The sequence below is a fragment of the Streptomyces millisiae genome (assembly GCF_031845425.1).
Classification (GTDB): Bacteria; Actinomycetota; Actinomycetes; order Streptomycetales; family Streptomycetaceae; genus Streptomyces; species Streptomyces millisiae.
Window position 1 is genome coordinate 1 of record NZ_JAVREM010000040.1, and the last position, 20,614, is coordinate 20,614.

At 68.7% G+C, this 20,614-nt stretch carries 19 protein-coding genes; 7 read left to right on the forward strand and 12 right to left on the reverse strand.

Annotated features, from left to right (window positions below; translation table 11 throughout):
* Nucleotides 1-40 precede the first annotated feature (40 nt).
* Nucleotides 41-466: a hypothetical protein gene (locus RNC47_RS24070; protein WP_311601627.1), complete on the reverse strand. Its 426-nt coding sequence runs from the start codon at nucleotides 464-466 to the stop codon at nucleotides 41-43.
* Nucleotides 467-779: 313 nt separating this feature from the next.
* Here RNC47_RS24070 and RNC47_RS24075 point away from each other — a divergent pair, with 313 nt between their 5' ends.
* Together RNC47_RS24075 and RNC47_RS24080 are read left to right on the forward strand one after the other, a co-directional pair.
* A complete protein-coding gene (locus RNC47_RS24075) occupies nucleotides 780-1,301 on the forward strand; it encodes an NUDIX hydrolase (RefSeq protein ID WP_311601628.1) in 522 nt (173 codons plus the stop codon).
* A 466-nt stretch (nucleotides 1,302-1,767) separates the two neighbouring features.
* Entirely contained in the window at nucleotides 1,768-2,157 is a 390-nt protein-coding gene (locus tag RNC47_RS24080; RefSeq protein WP_311601629.1) for a hypothetical protein, read from the forward strand.
* A gap of 77 nt (nucleotides 2,158-2,234) precedes the next feature.
* Here the strand turns inward: RNC47_RS24080 and RNC47_RS24085 are convergent, their stop codons facing one another.
* The 7 genes from RNC47_RS24085 to RNC47_RS24115 all read right to left on the reverse strand — a co-directional run bounded on the left by RNC47_RS24085 (nucleotide 2,235) and on the right by RNC47_RS24115 (nucleotide 10,358).
* Entirely contained in the window at nucleotides 2,235-3,233 is a 999-nt protein-coding gene (locus tag RNC47_RS24085; RefSeq protein WP_311601630.1) for a thioesterase domain-containing protein, read from the reverse strand.
* A 44-nt stretch (nucleotides 3,234-3,277) separates the two neighbouring features.
* Nucleotides 3,278-4,222, reverse strand: a complete 945-nt coding sequence (locus RNC47_RS24090; RefSeq protein WP_311601631.1) for a beta-ketoacyl synthase N-terminal-like domain-containing protein — start codon at nucleotides 4,220-4,222, stop codon at nucleotides 3,278-3,280.
* Nucleotides 4,223-4,242: 20 nt separating this feature from the next.
* A complete protein-coding gene (locus RNC47_RS24095) occupies nucleotides 4,243-5,376 on the reverse strand; it encodes a beta-ketoacyl synthase N-terminal-like domain-containing protein (RefSeq protein WP_311601633.1) in 1,134 nt (377 codons plus the stop codon).
* Nucleotides 5,373-7,133, reverse strand: coding sequence for an AMP-binding protein (locus RNC47_RS24100; protein WP_311601634.1), 1,761 nt, complete (start codon nucleotides 7,131-7,133; stop codon nucleotides 5,373-5,375). Before RNC47_RS24100 ends, RNC47_RS24095 begins: the two co-directional genes overlap by 4 nt.
* A gap of 197 nt (nucleotides 7,134-7,330) precedes the next feature.
* A complete protein-coding gene (locus RNC47_RS24105) occupies nucleotides 7,331-8,065 on the reverse strand; it encodes a hypothetical protein (RefSeq protein ID WP_311601635.1) in 735 nt (244 codons plus the stop codon).
* Nucleotides 8,066-8,203: 138 nt separating this feature from the next.
* On the reverse strand, nucleotides 8,204-8,920 hold the full coding sequence (locus RNC47_RS24110) for a uracil-DNA glycosylase family protein (protein WP_311601636.1): 717 nt from the start codon (nucleotides 8,918-8,920) through the stop codon (nucleotides 8,204-8,206).
* 127 nt (nucleotides 8,921-9,047) lie between these two features.
* Nucleotides 9,048-10,358 (reverse strand): class I SAM-dependent methyltransferase, encoded by a 1,311-nt coding sequence (locus tag RNC47_RS24115; RefSeq protein WP_311601637.1) that lies wholly within the window; start codon nucleotides 10,356-10,358, stop codon nucleotides 9,048-9,050.
* A gap of 248 nt (nucleotides 10,359-10,606) precedes the next feature.
* On the opposite strand from RNC47_RS24115, the gene RNC47_RS24120 reads away from it, so the two are divergent.
* Together RNC47_RS24120 and RNC47_RS24125 are read left to right on the forward strand one after the other, a co-directional pair.
* Complete coding sequence (locus RNC47_RS24120) at nucleotides 10,607-12,010, forward strand: hypothetical protein (RefSeq protein ID WP_311601638.1); 1,404 nt, start codon at nucleotides 10,607-10,609, stop codon at nucleotides 12,008-12,010.
* Complete coding sequence (locus RNC47_RS24125) at nucleotides 12,007-12,522, forward strand: GNAT family N-acetyltransferase (protein ID WP_311601639.1); 516 nt, start codon at nucleotides 12,007-12,009, stop codon at nucleotides 12,520-12,522. Before RNC47_RS24120 ends, RNC47_RS24125 begins: the two co-directional genes overlap by 4 nt.
* A gap of 35 nt (nucleotides 12,523-12,557) precedes the next feature.
* On the opposite strand, the gene RNC47_RS24130 is transcribed toward RNC47_RS24125, so the two are convergent.
* Complete coding sequence (locus RNC47_RS24130) at nucleotides 12,558-13,538, reverse strand: hypothetical protein (protein WP_311601640.1); 981 nt, start codon at nucleotides 13,536-13,538, stop codon at nucleotides 12,558-12,560.
* 642 nt (nucleotides 13,539-14,180) lie between these two features.
* On the opposite strand from RNC47_RS24130, the gene RNC47_RS24135 reads away from it, so the two are divergent.
* The 3 genes from RNC47_RS24135 (at nucleotide 14,181) to RNC47_RS24145 (ending at nucleotide 16,832) form a co-directional block, all read left to right on the forward strand.
* Nucleotides 14,181-15,362, forward strand: coding sequence for a hypothetical protein (locus tag RNC47_RS24135; protein ID WP_311601641.1), 1,182 nt, complete (start codon nucleotides 14,181-14,183; stop codon nucleotides 15,360-15,362).
* Nucleotides 15,363-15,876: 514 nt separating this feature from the next.
* Nucleotides 15,877-16,257, forward strand: a complete 381-nt coding sequence (locus tag RNC47_RS24140) for a hypothetical protein (protein WP_311601642.1) — start codon at nucleotides 15,877-15,879, stop codon at nucleotides 16,255-16,257.
* Nucleotides 16,258-16,481: 224 nt separating this feature from the next.
* Entirely contained in the window at nucleotides 16,482-16,832 is a 351-nt protein-coding gene (locus tag RNC47_RS24145; RefSeq protein WP_311601643.1) for a hypothetical protein, read from the forward strand.
* A gap of 4 nt (nucleotides 16,833-16,836) precedes the next feature.
* On the opposite strand, the gene RNC47_RS24150 is transcribed toward RNC47_RS24145, so the two are convergent.
* From RNC47_RS24150 to RNC47_RS24160, 3 genes are all read right to left on the reverse strand, one after another.
* Nucleotides 16,837-18,393 (reverse strand): hypothetical protein, encoded by a 1,557-nt coding sequence (locus RNC47_RS24150; RefSeq protein WP_311601644.1) that lies wholly within the window; start codon nucleotides 18,391-18,393, stop codon nucleotides 16,837-16,839.
* A 268-nt stretch (nucleotides 18,394-18,661) separates the two neighbouring features.
* Nucleotides 18,662-19,456, reverse strand: coding sequence for an SAM-dependent methyltransferase (locus RNC47_RS24155; RefSeq protein ID WP_311601645.1), 795 nt, complete (start codon nucleotides 19,454-19,456; stop codon nucleotides 18,662-18,664).
* Nucleotides 19,453-20,319: a DUF5753 domain-containing protein gene (locus tag RNC47_RS24160; RefSeq protein ID WP_311601646.1), complete on the reverse strand. Its 867-nt coding sequence runs from the start codon at nucleotides 20,317-20,319 to the stop codon at nucleotides 19,453-19,455. The genes RNC47_RS24155 and RNC47_RS24160 overlap by 4 nt, the downstream gene beginning before the upstream one ends.
* Between the last annotated feature and the right edge of the window lie 295 nt (nucleotides 20,320-20,614).

Sequence of the window (20,614 nt, forward strand, 5' to 3'; positions counted from 1 at the left end):
CGGCCAACGGCCAGCTCAGCCCAGCCGAGTACGAACACCGTCACACCACGAAGGCACCACATAGCGTGCTCCACGCAGCCGCATAGAACGCAAGCCCATCGGTGTCTGTCAGACCGGGGCAACTCCAGGTCTCGATGAGTTCGTGCTCGCGCGTGGGGGTTGCCCGCGCGGTCGCGACACCTCCGTCGGCGGCGTACTCGGACAGTTCGACCGACGCCCGTTCCAGATCCAGGTGTTCTCGAGTGCGGTAGACCTTGGCGAAGTGCCGCTGGCCTGTTTGATCCACGACGGCGTAGTTGTCCGTCGCGGTGCCCTCCGGGATGCGCGATATTTCTGCCGGCTGCAGCCCGTACGCGAGCACCAGCGTGTCGGCGACCGCCATGATCTGCTCTCCCTCCGCGGTGCGGCCCGGTGTGGGAGGCGCGGCGACAGGCTTGGTGGCGGGCTGGCGAGATGCGGTGGACATGGTCTCCTCGTCGAAGGGCACAGCGATAGGGGTCAGATGATGAGCGGGCGGTAGGTGGTTGGGTCGGTCAGGAGGCGGGCACGGGGTGCCGGTGCGGCGTTCGGCTCAGCGGGCGATGCGCGGGGTGGATACCTCTGCTGCGTGCCTGCAGCGACCGGCCGAGCGCGACCAGTTTCCCGGGCCGGCCAGCCGCCGCGCCGAGGATATGGCTGAATTCGTGGTGAATGCGGGCCGGCAGTCGCGGGTCCAACGCGCCGAAGGCGTCCGCATCGTCCGCCCTGCCTGACCTCCCGCACACACCAGGAACGAGACCATGAAGACTTGCGACAACACCTCGGTCGGAATCATCATCACCGACGACCAGGGCCGCTACCTGATGTTCGACCGTGCCACCTTCCCGCCCGGCACGGCACCTGCCGCCGGCCACATCGACGACTACGGGACCGCCGAGGACGCGGGGCGCGCCGAGGTCGAGGAAGAACTCGGCCTCACCGTCACGGGCCTTACCCACGTCACTGGCTGTTGGCGGGACAACCGATGCCGCCGCCTTCCCGGCGCACACGGCACCGGCCACGACTGGACCATTTACCAGGCCACCGTCGCCGGCGACCTCGCCCCGAGCGCCCGCGAGACGAAGAACGTCCGCTGGATCGCTTCTGCCGCTCTGCAGGAGTTGGCAGACCGGACGGTCGCCTATGCCCAGGGACGCATCACAGACGCCGAGTTCGAGGCCGCGCCTGGCATTGAGCCGGTGTGGATGCAGTGGCTCGCCGACATCGCCGCGGTACACGTCAGCCTCGATGACCTGCTTCGGGTGGACCAGCTCACCAGATGATCGCCGCCCCGTCCTCCTGAACCATCGCGTCCGCATGCCCGCCACCCTGTTCTCTACGGCGGATACGGTGACCAGCCCGCCACCGACGAGGCCCCGTCGCCGAGTACAACGCCTGGCTGCACTACCGTTCCCAGTGGATGCTCCCTCCACAACGACTGCAAGATCCTCGGTGGACGGCGCTGCGTCAAAGGGGTCATCAGATTGGGCGTTCTTCGTTCGGTTGTGGCAGTACTCGAGCCCGACCAGGCCGGCACCGCGGGGCGCCGCCACGCGAAGCGGCTGTTCGAGGCAGTGCGCGCGGTGATCAGTTCGGCATCGCGCAGGCAGGGCGTAAGGGACCAGCGGGCGCCGCGGCACCAGGTAGGGGTGCTCGTCGCATAGAGTGCGGGCGCGCGGGTGCCCACGTCGTTCACCTTCGTTCTCGTCTCCGCAGGCACCCCTCGGGCCGCACCACCAGGAGGAACCAGTGTCATCGCCGCAAGTGATCACCCACGCGGAGAAGCTCGCCGAGGCGAAGAAGCTGCTGAGTTTCCCTCGAATTGTTGCGATTTGCGGCTCCACTCGTTTCATGGCCGAGATGGCCGAGGCTGATCTGCGGGAGACCAGGGCCGGAAGGATTGTCGTCAAGCCGGGTTGCGACCTGAAGTCGCCGCACGCACTGTGGTCCGATCCTGTCGAGGCTGAGGCGCTGAAGAATCGACTCGACGAACTGCACCGGTCGAAGATCTTGCTCGCTGATGAGGTGCTCGTGGTCGGCGACTACATCGGAGACAGCACCCGGGCCGAGATCGCCTACGCCCGGTCGCTGGGCAGGCCCGTGCGGTTCACGCACCCCGAAGTCGATCCCGGCGCCTGAGGGCCCACCTCCGCACCCTCCGCGGGCACCCCCTTGGGATTGATCACCTGGCGGGTGGCGTGGCGGTGAGGGCGAGCTCAAGGAGCGGCGGAACGCATCGCGGCCGTGATGGCGGCAGCGAGCAGCTGCGGGTGCTTCATCAGGTAGAAGTGGTCGCCTTCGTACCTTTCGAGTCCGCGGAAGTGCGTGGTGAACGCGCGCCAGGCGAGCAGGCGGTCTTCGCCGATCAGCTTGTCGTGGCGGCCCGCGAATACCGAGAGCGGAACGGGCAGGGGCTCGGGGCTGCGGGGAGGAGCCCAGGTGTCCACGAGTGTGAAGTCGCTGCGGAACACCGGGGCGAACTTGTGCCAGACATCGTCGTTGTCCAGGAGCTGCGGTGGGCTGCCGCCGACGCTCCGCAGCCAGCCGCGCAGTTCGTCGTCGGGCATCAGGTGAGGGTGGCTGTCGTCGGCCCCGGCTCGCGGGGCGCCGTAGGCGGACACACCCAGCCAGGTGGGGAGCGGTCCTCCCTGGTGGTGAAGTCGGCGGGTGAGCTGGTAGGCGATGAGGGCGCCCATGCTGTGGCCGAAGAACCCGAAGGGCTGGCCGAGCAGTGGAGCGATGGCGGTGTGGAAGTAGTCGACCAGCCGGTCGCAGTCGTCGATCAGCGGCAGTGCCTGCAGGTGGCCTCGACCGGGGGCCTCCAGGAGGCAGAGATCCCAGTCCTGGGGGAAGTGCTCCGCCCAGCCGCGGTAGAGCAGGTGTGAGCCGCCGGCGTGGTGGAACAGGAACAGGCGCGCCGCTGGGGCGCTCAGCGGCCTCGGGCGGATGACCGGGCCAGCATGCGTCTCGCCGACGAGCTTGGAGGTGAGGAAGGCGTGCAGCTCAGCGAGGGTCGTGGCACCGCTGGCGGTCACGGCGTTCTCCGGGACGCCGCACGTACTTTCCACGCGGGTTGAGATCTCGAGCATCAGCAGCGAGTCGATCTCGAGCTCGTCGGAGAAGTGCGCCTCGTCGGCGACCTCCTCGGGCTCGATCTCCAGTACGCCGGCTATCAAAGCGCGGAGATCCTCGATGGTCACGGTCGCAGTGGTCATGGGTGTTCCTCCCCTGGCTCCTACGTGGATGGGCGAACGCTCGGTCAAGGGGTCAGCAGGAGGGCGGCTGTCGCGTCGTGGCGGGGGCCTCCGGCCGTGGCGAGCACGTTCCCGGTGGCGTCGCTCTCCAGATGGGCTGCCGCGGCAGCGCACTGCAGGACGCCGAGCGCCCCGGACAGCGGGCCCAGCTGGGATTCCAGGTCGAGCCGGCGCGTGGCTGCGAGCAGCTGGCCCGCCCCGGCGCACGCCTCGTCCACGAGCCACAGTCCGACGGACTTCGCCTCCGTCACACCGGCGGGGGGCAGCGCCGCGGCGAGGTCCCGGGCCCGTGCGTACCCGGCGATCGTGGCGCGCGGCCGTGTACCACGGGAAGCGGCTGCGTCCGCCGCTTCAAGGACGACCGCGACCGCCGCGTCGGTGGACGGCTCGCTGAGCAGCTTCGCCGCCACGTCGTTGGCCGGTTCGACGCCGACGACAACGGCTGCTTCGGCGCGTCTGGCCACGATGAGGTTCCGGGCCCAGGCGAGAGCGTCCAGACCGCTGGTGACGCCGTTGCAGACGGTGAGGTTGGGGCCGCGGAGCCCGTAGCGGATGGCCACCCAGCCGGCGATGACATTGCTTGAGGTCTGGGGCAGGCCCAGCGGGCTGAGGCCCCTGACGCCTTGTCTGGAGATGGTGTCGGTGGCTTCGCAGACGCTGTCCACGTTGCCCAGGTTGGTGCTGACCACGACGGCGGTCGAGCCGGCCATGCCCGTGAACGCCGCGCGGGTGTCGGTCAGGCCCGCGTCGTGGAGGGCGGACTCGGCGGCCCGCAGGGCGAGCCGGGACGCGCGGTCCTTGTGGCGCATCTCGCGCCCGCTGAGCCCGGTTGCGGGGTCGAAGCCGCCCTCGCCGGGCAGCGGTCCGAGGAGGTCCCGGTACGTCGCGACACCTGGGAGCGCCAGTCCGATGCCCGTGACGACGACCTCCCGGGCGCTCGGGTTCCTCATCCGTGCGGTACTCGTCCCGCTCACCGGGCTGCCTCCACGATCGCGACGGCGTTGATCCCTCCGAAGCCGAACGCGTCGATCTGAGCGATGGTCAGGTCGGCGGCTGCGGGGGAGCCCTGTACCAGGCCCAGTCCCGTGGCCTCGGGGATCGGGTCGGTGAGTCCCAGGACCGGGGGCACTCTTCCTTCCTTCATGGCGAGCACCGCCATCAGGAGGCTGAGGAGTCCCGAACCGCCCAGGGTGTGGCCGGTCATCGCCTTGATGGCGGTCATCCGTGGACCGGGCCCGGCGTCGCGGAAGATGCGGCTCAGGACGCTCGACTCCGTCGCGTCGTTGCGGGGGGTGCCGCTGCCGTGCAGCATCACCAAGTCGATGTCCTGCGCCCGTACCCCGGCCCTGCGGTAGGCGTCCTGGACCGCGTGGGTGATGCCGTCGGGGTCGGGCGCGGTGGCGTGGTGAGCGTCGCAGTTCATGGACACACCGCGCACCCGGGCGTGCACGGGCCCGTCCCCGGTGCCGGCGCGCTGGACGACGACGGCTGCCGCGCCTTCACCCATCAGCATGCCCTTGTGCGTGGCGTCGAAGGGGCGCAGCGCGTCGGGGATGTCGTTCTGCACCCGGTCGAGCGTGCCGAAGCCGCTCTCGGTGGCGGCGTCGGTGCCCGCGACGACGACCGTGTCGGCCATGCCGAGCTCGATCATGTCGGTGGCCATGCCGAGCGCGTACAGCGTGGCGGAGCAGGCGTTGGCGAAGGTGTACGTGGTGGACGCCCCGAAGGCCTCGCTCAGGGCGGTGCCGAAGTGCAGGTCTTCGAGGGCGACTTCCGCGTGGTCACGCCACCACAGTTCGAGGCTGCGCTGCTCGCGCATGGTGGTCCCGACCAGCACGGGTACCTGGGAGAGGTCCTCGCCCAGGCCCGCGTCACCGGCTGCCTGACGAACGACAGTGGTGAGCCAGCGGGTGGCGCGCCGCGGCATGTGGCCGCCCCCGGGCCGGTCGTCGATCTCGTAGGCGTAGCCCGCCCTGTACTTGCCGGGGTCGAACGCCTTCAGGGGCGTGCGGCTCTCCCGGCCCGCGCATAACGCGGCGAAGATCTCCCGAGGGTTGGCACCGATGTTGGCGACGGCGGCCATGCCCGTAATGTCCCAGGTCACGGTTGGGCAGCCGCCTTCCTGAGCTCGAAGGCGGCCAGCTTGCCGGTCGACGTGGTCGGGAGCTCGTCGAGGAACTCCAGACGGGCGGGCCGCTTGTAGGCGGAAAGACCGCCACGGATCGCGGCGATCACCGCGCGCCGCACCACGGCCTCGCCGGATCCCGGCAGGGCCACCAGATACGCCACCGCCTGCTCCAGGCCGTCGGCATCGCGGCCGCCGACCACAACGCAGTCCTGGACCCCTTCCGCACCGCGGATGACGCTCTCGATCTCACTCGGCACGACCTTGTAGCCGCCCAGGTTGAGCAGGTCATCGGCACGGCACAGGTGGGTGAACGTGCCGTCCGGCGCACGGCGAACCACGTCGCCGGTGTAGGCGCCGCCGTCAGCGAAGGTGACCGCTGCGGCCTCCGGGCGGCCGATGTAGCCGAGGGCGACGGTCGGGCCGGCGATGTGCAGACGGCCCTCCTCCCCGTCGGCGACGGGCGTGCCGTCCCCGGCGCGGACGGTCGCGGTGATCCCGGGCACCGGGACCCCGAAGGTGCCCGGACGCTCGTTTCCCGGCGGCGTGCCGACGACGATGTAGAGCACCTCGGTGGCGCCGAGGCCGTTGAGCAGCTCGGCCTGGAAGGCGGTGCGGATCCGCTCGCTGAGCGGACCCGGCAGATTCTCGCCCGCCGCCACGCACAGCCGCACGGAGTCGGCGGCGAGCGCCGTCGTCTCGGATGCGTTCAGCAGCGCCGCGTACAGCCGGGGGACGGAGAACAGCACGGTAGGCCGGTGGCGTTGCAGCGCAGCGGTGAGTGAGTGAACGTCGACCGTGCCGCGGATGAGCGCGACGCGGGAGCCGGCCGCCAGAGGGCACAGGACGGAAGCGCCGAAGCCGTAGCCGAAGGACATCCGGGCAGTGGACAGCACGGTGTCCTGCGGGGTCAGTGCCAGTACCGTGCCGATGCCGTCGGCCATGGCCGCGATCGCTCCCGCCGAGTGCCGCACCCCCTTGGGCTTGCCGGTGCTTCCGGAGGTGTACTGCACGAGCGCTTCACGCCCCGCACTCCACGCGGCCGGCGGCCCGGCCTCCTGCGGGTGGCGTGCGGGGCCGGGCTCGGCCGTCGCCGGGGCAGTGCGGACGTCAGCGCCGGCGAACCGGGTGGTCGTGGCGAACAGCTCCTCCAGGGCACGTTGCCGCGTGGGGGAGGCGTCGAGGTGCACCATCGCGGCGGCGCAGTCTTCGGCGATGTAGCGGACTTCGTCGTCCGTGAGCATCGGGCTGATCACCACGGGGACGCAGCCGTGCCACCACAGGCCGAGGACGGCGACGACGGTCGCCACGGAGTCGTCGGCGACTAGGAGGCCGCGGGCGCCCTCGGGCACGCCTGCCGCCCTGAGGGCGCCCGCGTACCCACGGGCCGCCTCCAAGAGGGCGGCGTAGGTGACCTCCCCCGCCTCGGGGTCGAGGTAGCTGGTCCTTTCGCCCCCGCCGGCGGAGACATGACCCGCCACCAGGCGGTCGATCAGGTCGACCCCGCCCAGGCCCGTCGCACGCTCGCCGAGCACGGACACCGCCGCGTCCAGGCTGGTGAGGGCTGCCGCTTCCTCAGCGGACAGGGCCGCGAACTCGCGCTCGATCGCGACCACGATCTCAGCCTTCTCCAAGGAGCTCATGCCGAGGTCCTCGTAGAACAGGGCACCAGGCTCGATGGCTTCCTTTTCCACTTCCAGGACAGACGCCACGATCTCTCTCAGCCTGTCGCGCATTATGTCGATGGCTTCTGCATCGCGCACCGGGGGGTCCTTTCCGTATCTTCGTAGCCAAGGAGTGAGATTTGGGTGGTAGGAGAACGCGGATGAGCCGGAGACCTGCTCCCGGCACTGCGCCGCTCGCCGAAACGCCGCCTGGTTTTGGTCAGGGGTGAAAGAACGGGACGGGGTGCCGCAGCGCTCAGCGGCAGTGCTCAGGATTCCAGGCCGACCTCACAAGGGAATAGGACAGAAACACCCCGGGGCTCCTCCGTGAAAATGATCCTCTTGGAAAGCGCGGACATGAAGCCGAGCTCGAAGATGGTTCCCTTTCCGACGAGACCGCCGGGGTTGCATACGACAACAGCGTCGGCCTGCCTGAACGCGTCCATGTGCACGTACTTGTGCCGCCACGTGTCGCGGTCGTTCTTCAGGAGATCCTGGTAGTCGAAGAGGATGAAGTCGGTGCCCGCGGTCTCCGGCTTGATTCTTGTGCTGCGCGGGCTCAGCACTTCGCTGCCGCTCTCGCGCAGTCGGGCGATGGTGTCCTCGATGTACCCCAGCGATTGCTGGAAGCTGCCGCAGACAACAGCATTCCGCAATTCCCGCCGGATCAGGCCGTCCATCATGTCGTTCGATCCGCAGGCGGACATGCCTGTTTCCAGGTAGAACCGCTCTAGTTCAGGCCCGACTATGTTGAAGTAGAGGCCGGTGTCGACATAGACGCTATTGACCAGTGCGGCCGCTTCCGGCTGCGGGAGCCGCTGAAAGACCCCGGTGGCGTGCAGGCGCGTTGTCTTGTTGTCAACGACCTCGTTGAACTCGGTGAGTCCGGCGCAGAACTTGCCGACTCCGTCTGCCAGAACCTCGTGGTCGCGGCTGTCCTCGAATGCGAGCCGCTCCTTTTTGAGTAGTTTCGACTCGCCGCTCTGGGAGCGGTAAACGCTCACGCGTTCCGAGTCGAAGTGGACCAGGACCCTGCCTTCTGTCGCCAATGTACTGTTCTCCTTCGCCTTCAGCGCGTTGGGAGCCAGCGGCCTTCGCCGCCTTAGCTGAGAGGTTGGCCAGCGTTCCGGAGGACGCAACGACTAATCGCCTTGTCCACGGAAGGCACTGAGGTACTTTTCCGCGAATTCTTCCTCTCTGTCCCGGTTGTATTGAGTGATGAAGCGCGGGTGCTCCAAGGGCACGATTCTTTGGAAGAAGCGCTGGCCCTCGTTCACCTTCGAGAGAAACGCGAAGTTCTCGCCACTGCCGATGCAGTAGCACACCGAGATGTCAGTTCCGAATGCCAACTGGCGTTGCAGGGTGTCCACGAGGAAAGAGTGCAGGAGTTCGAGGAGCCTCTTGTTCTCGTAGTAGTTGCAGTTGACCTCTTTTCCCTTGGCGTTCGTTCTCACCAGGCCAAGGGGGCACACAAAGCTCATGACGAAGTCGGCGTAGAACTTGTTGCGCCCCCCGTAGCGACTGATGACGTCGTGCAGAAACCCGGCGGAAGGCCGGCTCACCGCATAGCCGTCGACATCGACTCCCGTTTCGCTTTCGAGGAGCTTGGCGTCTTCGAACGGGACCCCGGTCACGGCCGTGCCCCGCCGGGCGGGCGAGCTCCCCAGTACCAGACGGCGCGGCCTATCGTCGTCGTAGTACTTGTGGTAGAACGCAGTCGTCACCTCGCGGACACGCTCCTTCTGGGGGCCGCTGAACGGGTTGATGACCGTGAATCCGGGAGGCAGCTCAAGCGTCGTTTCGGCAAGCTCCTCGTTGAACTGCAGGATCCGATGGGCAACAGTCGTACGCCCGTTCATGCAGAAGTCCTTCCTTCGCGCTGATCACTCTCAACAGTCCGGTCACCCCCGGCCGTCTGTGATTCAGCCTTCCCGCGGAACTGTTGGAACGTCGCGGATGTGGCTGGCTCGAGGGGCGGTGGAGATTTCAGGCGGTGACAGCTGACAGGTAGATCTCGGTGCTTGTTGGGAACATTCGGATATCTTTGAATCCGGCACAGTCGAGCTCCGCGCCAATCAGATTGGCTGTGTCCATCCCGCGATAGATGTCGACGAAGTCAGTGCCGGGGAGGATCAGCCCTGGTAGGACGCAGCCCCGCTGAGTATACAGAAAACCGTTGGCCACGGAGACGATAATCACCCCGCCGGGCTTCAGTACTCTGTGCGCCTCTGAGGTTGCTGCGGACGTATCGAAGAACGACGAGTTGTACGTTCTCAAGGAGACATACATGTCGAAACTGTTCGCCGGTAGGGCAGACAGGTCTTCGGCGCTGGAGACGACCGTCCTCGACGAGGGAATGCGTCCGCTTATATTCGCAAGGCCACGTTCTGCGATGTCAACGAAAGTGATCTGCGGGCAATCGGCAAACAAAGCTGCTGCTTCGTGCCCGGCTCCGACACCGACGTTGATGATGTTAACGGCAGACAGAGACCTTGTAGACGACCTCCTGTAAACCGACATGAAGTCGTCGGTCCACGCGTTGGCGGCACGAGCGTCGTACGCGTAGTCATAGGTGCCGTACTTCACGTCAAAGGCTTCGGACAGTGCGTCGTTTACGGCGCGATCAGCCTCCTCGTACTCAATCCCATACCTCTGGCAGATCAGCGAAGCGAGCGCGCTCCTCCCCCTGTTCGCATTGACATCACTCCTGGAAAGCGCGAACCCCCTCGACTTCAGTCCGGTGGAGACGGCTTCACTAATGCGATGTGTGGAGTAGTGGGGGTTGCATTCGATATTCTGCTCGCTCGCTGCGTAGAAGTCTTGGTTCTGCTTGAGGATCTCGCGCTGCAGATCGTCGGGGAAGCGGTGTACGAGGCCTCGTTCAGTGGCGGGATCGTCGTCGAGGTAACTCGTCAGCGCGGGGTCTGGCAGACCGATGTAAACCCTGTCGATGCGCATTTCCTTCAAGAGTTCGGAAAGCTCAAAAGACTGGTTTACCGACAGGGTGTTGATCGTCAGATAGGCGTCGTGTGCGCTGGATATTCCGAGTTCCTGCATCCTGCTCCGCAGAGTGTGATACCAGGATGCGCCGCGAACTTCTCCCTCGAAGGCGGAGCAAATCAACTCGTTGTGTTCAGAAACGAGCGCAACGCCGACCCGCCGACCTGATTGCGACGCCCTTTGTGCGATGCGAATGGCGTAGTTCATCCAGTAGGTACTGTTCGGACTCATGTGGGCCTCTGTCCCTCGGCGGACCCTCCTGTCGGTTTGCAGAACCAAGCGGGTGATCACCTTCACGGGCATCCTTCGTAGTGATACGGAACGTGATCTTCGGATGTGGTTCCGGCGGGCGCGCATCGTCTACCTCTACCGGTCCCGAAGGGATCCGGTCCTCTCCAGCACAGCGCACCCCGCGCCCGCTGCGGTACCCCCACGAGCCGTGAAGAGCGTGAAGTCCGCCCCGGTGCTGTGAAGTTCGTGAAGTCCCCAGGCCAGCAACACGCGAACTGCGAAAATGGCCCTCCGTCGACGCCAGGAGGCCGCCGATGCCCCACCCCGCGCCCGACCGCCGCAACGAGGCCCTCGCCCGCGCCCTGGCCCAAGCGGATATCACCGCCCGAGAGCTCGCACGCAGGGTCAACCACCACCTCGAAGCCGCCGGCCACTCTGCCCGCATTGACCCTTCCGGCCCCTACGCCTGGCTCCGCGGCTACACCCCCCGATCACCCGCCGTCCGCCGCGCCACCGCCCTCGCACTCACCCGCGCCACCGGCATCACCTACCACCCCCGCCGCCTCTGGCCCGACGTCGCCGACCCCGACGAACCCGGCCACCCACCCCTCGATGACCTCACCGGCCCCCACGACCTGCCCAACGTCCTGCGCTTGACCGCCACCTGGGCCAGCCTCACCCCCACCGAACAAGCCGCCGCCCCACCTGTCGACGGCACCCGGCTCATCACCAGCGCCCTCGACGCCGCGACCCTCCCTCTCCCCGCATCGCCACGGCGCCGCCCCTCCAGCCCCGAAAACGTCCTGCCGCCCATGGCCACCCACCTCGAAACCCAGCTCACCGACCTGCGCCGCCTCGACGACCGCACCGGCGGCAGCGCCATCTCCCAACGCTGGGTCACCCACGCCCTCACCGGCGTCATCGACCTGATCCAGCACGCCCGCTACACCCCCGACACCGGCCAGCGCCTCCTACGCACCGCCGCCGGCCTCGCCCAGCTCGCCGGATGGACCGCCTTCGACGGCAACCAGCCCGGCTCCGCCCAGCGCTTCCACCTCTTCGCCTTACGGCTCGCCCGCGCCGCCGACGACACCGACGCAATCGCCAACAACCTCGGCCAGCTCGCCTACCAAGCAGCCGCCGCCGGGCACACCACCGAAGCCCTCCGCCTGGCCACCGCCGCAGTCGACACCGCCCGCCGCGCCCGCCCCGTCGTCCGCGCCCGCGCCCTGGGCCGCCTCGCCACCGCCCACGCCGCCGCCGGCGACCTCCACGCCCACCGCACCACCGCCGACGCCTGTCGAGCCCTCCTGGCCACCGCCCGCCCCGAAGACACCCCCGAAGACCTCTACTACCTCACCCCCCGCCAGCTCGACGCCGAAGCCGGCCACGCCCTCGTCCTCCTCGCCACCACCTACCCCGCCAAGCGCACCGCCCTCCTCAACCAGGCAACCCAACTCCTCACCCCGCTAGCCCTCACCACCAGCGACGGATACCACCGCTCCGCCCTCCTCCACGGCGTCCACCTCGCCCACGCCCACCTCCTGGACCACGACCGCCACCAAGCAGCCGACACCCTCAACGCCATCGCCGAACGCCTCCCCGCTGTCCAGTCCTTCCGCTGCCGCGCCATGGTCCTCCAACTCCGCCGCAACGCCGCCCGCCGCCTCCCCACCACCACCCGACGGGCCCTCGATACGGCACTCTCAGGCATATGACATCCACCGCTCCCGCCCCCCGCCTGGCCCCGCTGCCCTACACCCACCCTTATGCCCAGCGCCTCCTCCAGCGGCTCTACGCCGAACAACTCGACCTCTACGGCTTCGCCGACGACCCAAACGACACCTCCGCCGATGACTACGTCCCACCCAACGGCCTGTTCGTCATTGCCTCCCTCGACCACACACCTGTTGCCTGTGGCGGTTGGCGACGCCGCACTAGCACCACAGCCGAGATCAAACGCATGTACGCAACTCCCGAAGTTCGCGGCCTCGGGCTTGGCCACTGCATCCTCACGCACCTCGAACACCACGCCGCCACGGTCGGCATGCGCCAGATGCTCCTGGAAACCGGCCTCCGCAACACCGCCGCCCTCCGCCTTTACACCCGCACCGGCTACCGGCCCACCAAGCCCTACGTCCCTGGCCGCGACCCCCAGGTCAACCGTGCGCTCCACAAACCCCTGATCCGCCTCAGGCCCACAATGCCTCTGTCGACCTTTGACCGCTGAGACACAACGACACCCGCTACTCCACGGTAGGCGCCTCAGCTCTGGCGCGTCCTGAACGGCGCGTACCAGCCCCTCGGAAGCCCCTGGATGGTCTCGATCTGCGCGACCTGGTCGTTCAGGATCCCGAAGGCGGTGAACGTGGCCGGAAAGTAGACGGCAGACATCGCCGGCTCATCCGTGACGACCCGCAAGCGCGCCTGCCCCCGCTTCGCGTCAGGCTTGAGGACAGCGCGAAAGCCGATGGTCTCGTCCTGGTGGACGTCGATGTCGTCAGCCCCAGCAGCTTCGCGGAGCGGAGTGGCGAGCGTGAGATCCCACGTGGTCTCCCAACGCCCATCGGGCAGTTCGCAGACCGCCCCCCACGTCGTCGGATACAGCGCCGCTGCCGTGTATGCTCCACCGACCGTTGAGGTAACGGCCTCCTCGATCGCCTGGGCGTAATCTCGCAGGCACGCTTTGGTCGCCTCGGGTACCGGAGAGGTCGAGCTAAGAGCGCTCGCCAGGTGGTCACCCGCCCAGCCACGGAAGACCTCCTCTAAGAGCCGCTCGTCGGTGCGGCCCAGCACCTGGCCGGCGCTCCGCATGGCTTCGGTTATCAGCCCGACCCTCCGATCGCGCCCGCCTCGTTGAGCGGCAGCGGCGCTGACCAGCGCATTGAGGAGGGCCGTGAGCTGGCGATCGGCGCCCACACTCACCATACGCGCCACCACGGCGGGATCGTCAACGTTCAGCGACGCCCCACCTACCTCTGAGTAGAGCATCAGATAGGCGATCGTCTCCTGCACATCGCCGCGCTCCCACCCCGGCGCTTCGAAGATCGCCATCGTCTCGGGCTCGAAGTCGCCGATCTGCTGAACATCTGCCAACAGCCGGTCCAGCTCCGCACGGCGCGTCGCCACAAACGGGGCCAGCAACACGGCGCTCAGATCCCCCTCGGCGGCGATCACCGCACCCAACTCCACGATGCCCCACAGCGCGCCGAAGATGCCCCGGGCCGTCGTGGTCTCCGAATACACGATCTACCTCCGCTATAGCGAATTGTCCTGATCCTTCAGTCCGCTGAGCGAGTTGGGCGGCGGCCACAACATCCGTCGCCGCGGCGTCACTCGTAGACCCGCCATCGCGTTCGAGGCGCAGTGGGCCCCAAGCACGCCGGTCGCAAGCGGCCTTGATCCCGGCAGACCGGCCGGTGATTGGGGCCCGGCCCGTTGGCTGGCCGGCCAACTGCTTGTCACGCCTCGTCGACCTCGATTGTCAGGGTCGCCGTACGGCGGACAAGCCGGTAGACCACTGACGGTGGTGCCAGTTCCCGCGCCCAACGAAGCCGGGAGACGACATCCTCTCGGTCTGCACTCCAGTCTCCTGGAAGAGTCCGCCACCAGCCCTCGGAACCGGCTTGGACGTGCCACTCGACAACCCTGCGCCGGCCCACGAGCTATCCATCGTTCCCCGTCACGGAGGCGAGGTTAGCCCGTCGCTGTTGTCTGATCACGACCGTGGTCGTCGGTCAACTCGCCGCACTTCGTCCGGCATCGAGGGCCCGTAGCTGCGGCTCCGCGGTTCCGTGACTCCGTGGCTCGGCGACTCGATCGGCCGGACGGCCCCGGGCCGGGCCGGCGAGGGGCGGCCTGTCGGTGGCCTGGTGCAGGATCGGTGTCATGACGACCGAACTGCCGCCCGCTTGGGGCGCCTTGTATGTGCTGTGTCTGCCGACCCAGGACGCCGCCCGAGCTGCCGCGTCCGACCTGGCCGGCCGTGGGCACCGGTTGACGGCCGTGCGGAGCATCGGCGAGCTACACGTGCACGCCGAGCCCGCTCTGGCCGGCTGGTGGCAGGTACTCTCGCTGGCCGTCATCACCGGATACCACCGCGCGGCGTTGGAGCCGGTGCTGCGTGCCGAGCGGATCGGCGTGGCCGGCGTCGCACGGTCGCTCGGCGGCTTCGCTCAGGGCGGTACCGAGGGCTATGCCGCCACCCTGGAGCTGGCGTTCGTCCGCGAGGGCCTGGCACAAGAGGCTCCGGGTGCCGAACTGCCCGTGCCCGACCCGCTGCCGGTCGATCCGCCGCGGCCTGCGGCCGCACCACCGTGGCCGGGCCTCGACCTCGGCGAACCCGCCGCCGTGGTAGGTGCGGTGGTGGACGTGGCCCAGCGGATGCACGGCGACGACCCCGAACCCCCCGGCCCAGTCGCCTGGCTGCTGAGCGAGAAGTTCGCCGTCGCCGATCCGTACCAGCACACCGGGGCGCTCCTGGGCGACCTCGCCGATGCCGTGGCGCACCAGGGCACCTGCACACCAGACACGGCCGACACGGTGCCGTTCCTGGCGGAGCTCGCCCTCGACGACGGTATCCCCGCCGGTAGCCGCGCCATCCTGCTGGGGGATCTCCTACGACTGGCGACCGGCAGTGCCGCGGCGGCCGTGGCGATGGCCGATCAGATAGCGGCGCTCGGCGGGGTCTGGCGTGAGCCGGCGGCCGCCAGCCGCACCCGGCAGGCCATCACCCGCGTACTTCCCCGGCTTCTGGCGACCTGGGAGCGGCAGCCGCCGGCCCTGCGACTTGCGCTGGCCGCCCTCGCCGCGGCTTGCGACGGTCAGGAACCGGTGCCGGTGCTGGGTGCGTTGCCCGCGCCGGAGGGTACGGATCGGGCCGACGCGGTGGCGCTGATCCAGGCTCTCGTCGCCAACGACGGCGTGGGGTCGGCGCTCGCCCGCCTGGCGTGGCTGCCGTCCGTCGTCGAGCGGGCCGCGAGCCCTCACGCGGCCGCACGGCTCGTCGCCCTGGCGATCCTCCCTGAGATCGTGATGGACGACATCGGGCAGGCTGTGACCGGCCTGTGAGCCTCGGCGCGGGTGGCAAACTCTACGGATGCGCTCTCGTGCCCGCAGGGCCATCGATGATAGGACGCTCGCAGCGCACCTCGCGGTGAAGGCGTTGGTGGAAGTGCAGTGCCTCGCTCGTGGCGGCGAGAAGGATCCGAACACGCCGGCTGACGGTGTCCTGGCTGAGATCCGGGCCTGGGCGAAGTTCGGCGGCGACATGATGGGGGTGTCCAGGGCACCACGCCGACGTCGGCCCTCCCGTGGTACTCACCTCAGCCGGTGGGAGCGGGCGATGGCGCAGCGGCCGATGGCATACTGGTGGGCCGCCAGTGGCCCCGACCGGCGCGCGTGGATCCTGACGCAGGTCGAAGAGGCCGGGTGGGCCTGGACGCCCCCGCCCGCCCTGCCCACGCCACGACCGGGTATACCGGAGCCGACCGCGTGGCAGCGGGTGCGTGCGCTGATGAGCTGGCCAGTGCGGGCTCCCCTAGGCCGGCCGCCACTGCCCCGCCACGGGCGGGTCTTGAAGGCCGTGAACAGCGAGACGCTCATCGCCCTGCACGCCCAGGGCGAGCGCCGGGCGTGGTTGCGCGCCCACCTCGCCCCCGACGCCCTCCACTACCTCTACCCGGCACCCGCCCCATGGTCCTGGCCCGCCCGAGGCACCGAGCGCTGGGAGTGCCGGATCCTGGTGCGGATGAGGGACGGCGAGCTGGTGCGCACCATGCTGACCATCCGCCCCGAGGACTTCATGGCTTTGCCGTCGTCGGTGCCGCGCCTGCGTCAACGCCTCCTCGCCCACATGGCCGCCGCGGTGGAGCGGGATACCGGCCTGTGGGGGCGGGACCACCAGTGCGCTGCTGAGGGATGTGGGTACACGCCTCCCGGCCACGGTGTGGTGGCTTCGTCATAGCGTGCTCTGCCGGCCCAACGACGCGTGCGGTGGCTGGCAAATGGTGGGCAGTCCGGGGCTTGGTGATGGGTGGTTCGGAGCACGGCGAAGAAGCGGCGGCGCGTCTCCTGGCTGCGCAGGCAGACCAGCTGCGGCGGATCTCTCGGCGGGATCCGGTGCGCGCGCTGCTGCGGAGGCTGTCCAGGGGGCGCCTCGGTCAGCGGCGAGGCTGGCCGATCGCCCCCGTGCTGGAAACGCCGTGGCAGGACACGGACTCGGCCGAGCGGCACGGTTGGCGACAGCGGGCGGCCCAGCTCGACGGCGACCTGATCTTCACCGTGGACTACCGGTTGTGCCGGGCGTGCGGGCTGGGCTGGGTCGAGCAGCCCTTCACCGTGCCCGGATATCAGCGGTGCGGGCTGGCCACCGTCGGGCTCGCCGCCCTGCGCGGCGAGCACCCCGGCCTGGCCTGGCACACCCTCGGCCGGCACCTGAGCGAATCCGCCGGGTTCAGGTCCGTGGTGGGCGCTGGCGTCCCGGGCGGGTATCGGCCACGCCGGTTGTGCCGGCACATCGCCGACCGGCCGGCGCCGTAGGGCGCTACGTGCCCCGGTGGCCGACGCGCAGCAGGCGGCGGACGAGGCGGCTGCGCACCGCCGCCCGGGTCGCGAGCCTCGCCCACCGCCCGGTGCCGAACCGGGCGGAACAGTGGGCGGTCCAGAAATCCTTCACGGTCCGCCGAGCGTGCTCGGCGGCTTCCTCGGGAGGGGGGTAGGTCGCGTCGGGGAGGTGGCGGCCGTCGACTCCGATCGCCTCCACGCCGCCGGCCCGCAGCGCGCACAGCCGATGCTGCCCATCCGTCAGGGTCAAGGCGCCCTCCGTCCAGGTGATCGGCACCGCGCACAGGCGCTGCGCCCACACCCGCTCCTGGCCGGTGAGGCGCGGGTCGGCCATGACACGGTCCACGGCCTCGAACCTCTGCTCCTGCTTCGTCTCGGCGGGCACCGAACGCCAGGCGTCACACACCGCTGCGGCGATCGCCGGCCAGTCGAGCTCCTGCTGGTGGTAGGGGCAGGCGGCGAAGTCCTCGGGCGTCAGCCGTGCGAACAACTCGGCGTGCGCGACCTGCCCGGCGGCCTTCTCTCGCGGGTAGGTCCTCTCCAGGGCCTTGGCCCGCTCGGCGTGGGGGCACTTGAAGAGGCCGTGTGGCCAGGGCAGCGCGGTCAGAGGGACGATCCGTACCGCATCCCGCCCTTCCAGCCTCAGTCTCCGGGCCCGTGGGTCGCGGTAGACGCTGGGATACAGCGCGGCCTCGTCCGCTGGCGGCTCCGGCACGGGATGGTCGCTGGGATCGCGGCCGATCTCCCGCACCTGGCGAAAGGCGAAGCCGACACCGGATGGGTCTTCGCGGTCCCACGCCACCCGCTCGATGTTCGGCTGGATCAGCACTCGCACCCGTTGCCGGCCGGGCAGCACGAGCGTGCCCGGCAGTTCGTGCACGCGCGCCAGCACCAGAGCGTCGCCGGCCCACGCCCGGTCGTTCAGCCACACCGGCATGGCGGCGTCCTCGACCTGGCCAAGCCACTCCACGCGGTAGAAGCCCTCGTCGGGCGCCGCATCGACCGCCGGTAGTCGTTCGGTGTGGATCTGCAGATAGTCGCCCGCGCGCAGGCTCGCCGCGGGCTTGGCGAACGAGGCCGCGCGTCGCCGGCCAACCCCGGCTTCTTCCGCCAGGGCCCGGGGCGCCGCGTTGCCCACGTTCGCGATGCCCGCGTTCGGGCAGGGCGCCAGCGCCGCGCCGGCAAACAGCGGCCGCTCGCCCAGGCCCCACCACGGCCGGCCGTCATCGAGCGCACGCCGTTCCGGGTCGACGTCATCCCAGATCTCGTGATCTCCGCGTCGCAAGAGCAGCGGCCCGGGAACGCCATGGCAGAACGCCACCACGATCGGATCCGTCGCCGCGCCCACAAGGAGGGCACCGAGCACGTCGTCAGGCGGCTCAAGCAGCCCCGACGGATCGTCAAGACGCTCCAGGCGTTCGATCCGCGCGAAACCCGCACCCCCGCGAGGCTCGCCGCGTGGCCACGGGCCCCTCGCGATCCCCAGATAGTCCCCGACCCGCAACGCCGTGTCCGACCGATCCCGCGTACTGACCATCCGCCCCCTCTTTCACCCCGGCACGCTCACGGCGAGATTTCCCACCGCGCCCCGCCACTCACTCCGCAGCGGTGTACGCACCGCCGGGCGCGGGGCTGGAGGTGACAATCCTCTCCAACGCGTGGGCATAGTCGCGCAGGGCGACGCGGGCACGGGCTGGCGCGGTGTACCAGTGCAATCAGGAAGGACAGCGCGAGGCGGACTTTGCCCACCGACCGGAACCTGGACGACGCGTTCGGTGACACCCAGTCATAGAGAGCGAGGGGTGTCAGGGCTTGCGGGCGACGAAGCCGTACTGGTCTCCACTTGGCAGAGGCTCCTCTGATGAGTCAGGGTGCCATTCGGTAACAGGACCGATTCCAGGCGGCAGGATGGTGAGGCCCGCTGCGGTCGCGGCGATCTGCTCTCGTGTGCGGACGATGTAGGGAACGGCCCCCGAGGCGGCGTACTCCTCCTGGGCGGCGAGCATCTCGGGTGAGTCGATGCTGTCGCACACCACCAGATGGCTGCCAGACGAAAGCCGACTCATGTAGTGCTGAACCAGTCCGGCGGCTTCATCGGGGTCGGCCACGTGTCCGAGCATCGAGAGGAGCATCAGCGCGACTGGCTGGGCGAAGTCGAGGGTCTCCGCGGCCTTCTCCAGGACGAGGTCGGGCGCGGCCACGTCGGCTTCGACGTATGCCGTGGCACCCTCGGGGGTGCTGGTGAGTAGGGCCCGGGCATGAAGAAGCACTACGGGGTCGTTGTCGACGTAGACGATGCGGCTCTCGGGGGCGTGACGTTGGGCGACCTCGTGGGTGTTGTTGGCGGTCGGCAGGCCGGTCCCGATGTCCAGGAACTGACGGATGCCGGCTTCCTCGACCAGGTGGCGCACTGAGCGGGCCAGGAAGCGGCGACTGGCGCGGGCCGCGTCGACGACGACGGGGTGATGCTCTTTGATGTAGTCGCCCAGCTCCTGGTCGGGGAGGTAGTGGTCCTTGCCATCGAGTAGGTAGTTCCAGAACCTGGCTGAGTGCGGGCGTGAGGTGTCGATCTGTGCGGGCTTTTCGGTGTGTTGGGTCATGCCGGGATACTCCTCATGGCGATGGGGGTCGTGGGTAATGGTGCCGACAGACACGAGTCCTCGAAGGCTCTCATGTACGTACGGATCGCGTTGATGTCGTCGGTTACGGTGACCGCCTCCCGATGCAGCCCTCGAACGACCAGCCGGTCGGCCAGATGGACGTGAGTGAAGCGCAGCACCTCGGCGGGGCCGCTAGTCAGGAGCGGATGGGGGGGAGCCGTCAGCGGCATGACCTGGACAGCGACCCTGGAAGACCTGTCAGCGACGAACCTGTTCAGGTACTCGACCTGCTTCTCCATCACCTTCACGGCGCCAACTCGGCGCTGAAGTGCGGCTTCTTCGATGAGCACCCAGAACCGCAGCGGCGACGGGCGCTCGAAGGCCGCACGCTGACGGGCAGCAAGTAGCTCCAGGCGGCGCTCGACCTGACTCTTTGCCTCATGCGGAAATCTGATTCGGAGTAGAGCGCGAGCGTAGTCTGGGGTCTGCAGGAGGTCGGGCACCAGCCCTGGCTCGTAGGCACGAATGATCTCTGCTCCTGATTCAAGATCGATCACACCCGCCAAGTTGCCGGACAGCAGGTCCCGGTAGTCATGCCACCAGCCAGGCCGGTTCGCCGCGGCCAGCTTGGCGAGCATCTCGTCGATCTCGCGCTCCTCCGTACCGTAGGCCCGTAGTAGGCGCTCGACGGGCCTCGGCTTGAGCGACGTGATCGCACGTTCCATGCGACTGATCGTGATCTCGTGTGCGTTGAGGATGCCAGCGGCTGCAGCCATAGTCATGCCCGCTGCTTCGCGGCGCGCCCGAAGGTCGGCGGCGACCAGACGCAGCGCCACGGTTGGCCCAGAACGTGGTGCTGACATGTCCCTCCCTTACCGCCGTCGACATGGTCTCCCTGTACGACGAGGCTGAGCAAGATCTGTACGAGACAACTCTGTCACCTTGCAGAGTGGGGCCCAGGGCGTGATAGTGGTGGATGAACACCCGGCGCCACGCCTCAAGTGGCGTCTCTGCCAACGCGGTTTGGTCCCCCCAGCCCTTCTCTACTGACATGAGCGCATCGGATGGCATCCGGAACATCCCTGATGACGCCGATGTCACACGTGCTGCCAACGACGCACGAGCACCTCGTGGGGAGGCGCTGCGGGGATCGATAAC

Bases quoted from the DNA above. Each gene is read 5' to 3' on its own strand.
- RNC47_RS24120 (WP_311601638.1), top strand. From the start codon at position 10,607: ATGCCCCACCCCGCGCCCGACCGCCGCAACGAGGCCCTCGCCCGCGCC.
- RNC47_RS24070 (WP_311601627.1), bottom strand. From the start codon at position 466: ATGTCCACCGCATCTCGCCAGCCCGCCACCAAGCCTGTCGCCGCGCCT.
- RNC47_RS24110 (WP_311601636.1), bottom strand. From the start codon at position 8,920: ATGAACGGGCGTACGACTGTTGCCCATCGGATCCTGCAGTTCAACGAG.
- RNC47_RS24155 (WP_311601645.1), bottom strand. From the start codon at position 19,456: ATGACCCAACACACCGAAAAGCCCGCACAGATCGACACCTCACGCCCG.
- RNC47_RS24100 (WP_311601634.1), bottom strand. From the start codon at position 7,133: ATGCGCGACAGGCTGAGAGAGATCGTGGCGTCTGTCCTGGAAGTGGAA.
- RNC47_RS24125 (WP_311601639.1), top strand. From the start codon at position 12,007: ATGACATCCACCGCTCCCGCCCCCCGCCTGGCCCCGCTGCCCTACACC.
- RNC47_RS24090 (WP_311601631.1), bottom strand. From the start codon at position 4,222: ATGAGGAACCCGAGCGCCCGGGAGGTCGTCGTCACGGGCATCGGACTG.
- RNC47_RS24150 (WP_311601644.1), bottom strand. From the start codon at position 18,393: ATGGTCAGTACGCGGGATCGGTCGGACACGGCGTTGCGGGTCGGGGAC.
- RNC47_RS24160 (WP_311601646.1), bottom strand. From the start codon at position 20,319: ATGTCAGCACCACGTTCTGGGCCAACCGTGGCGCTGCGTCTGGTCGCC.
- RNC47_RS24085 (WP_311601630.1), bottom strand. From the start codon at position 3,233: ATGACCACTGCGACCGTGACCATCGAGGATCTCCGCGCTTTGATAGCC.
- RNC47_RS24075 (WP_311601628.1), top strand. From the start codon at position 780: ATGAAGACTTGCGACAACACCTCGGTCGGAATCATCATCACCGACGAC.
- RNC47_RS24135 (WP_311601641.1), top strand. From the start codon at position 14,181: ATGACGACCGAACTGCCGCCCGCTTGGGGCGCCTTGTATGTGCTGTGT.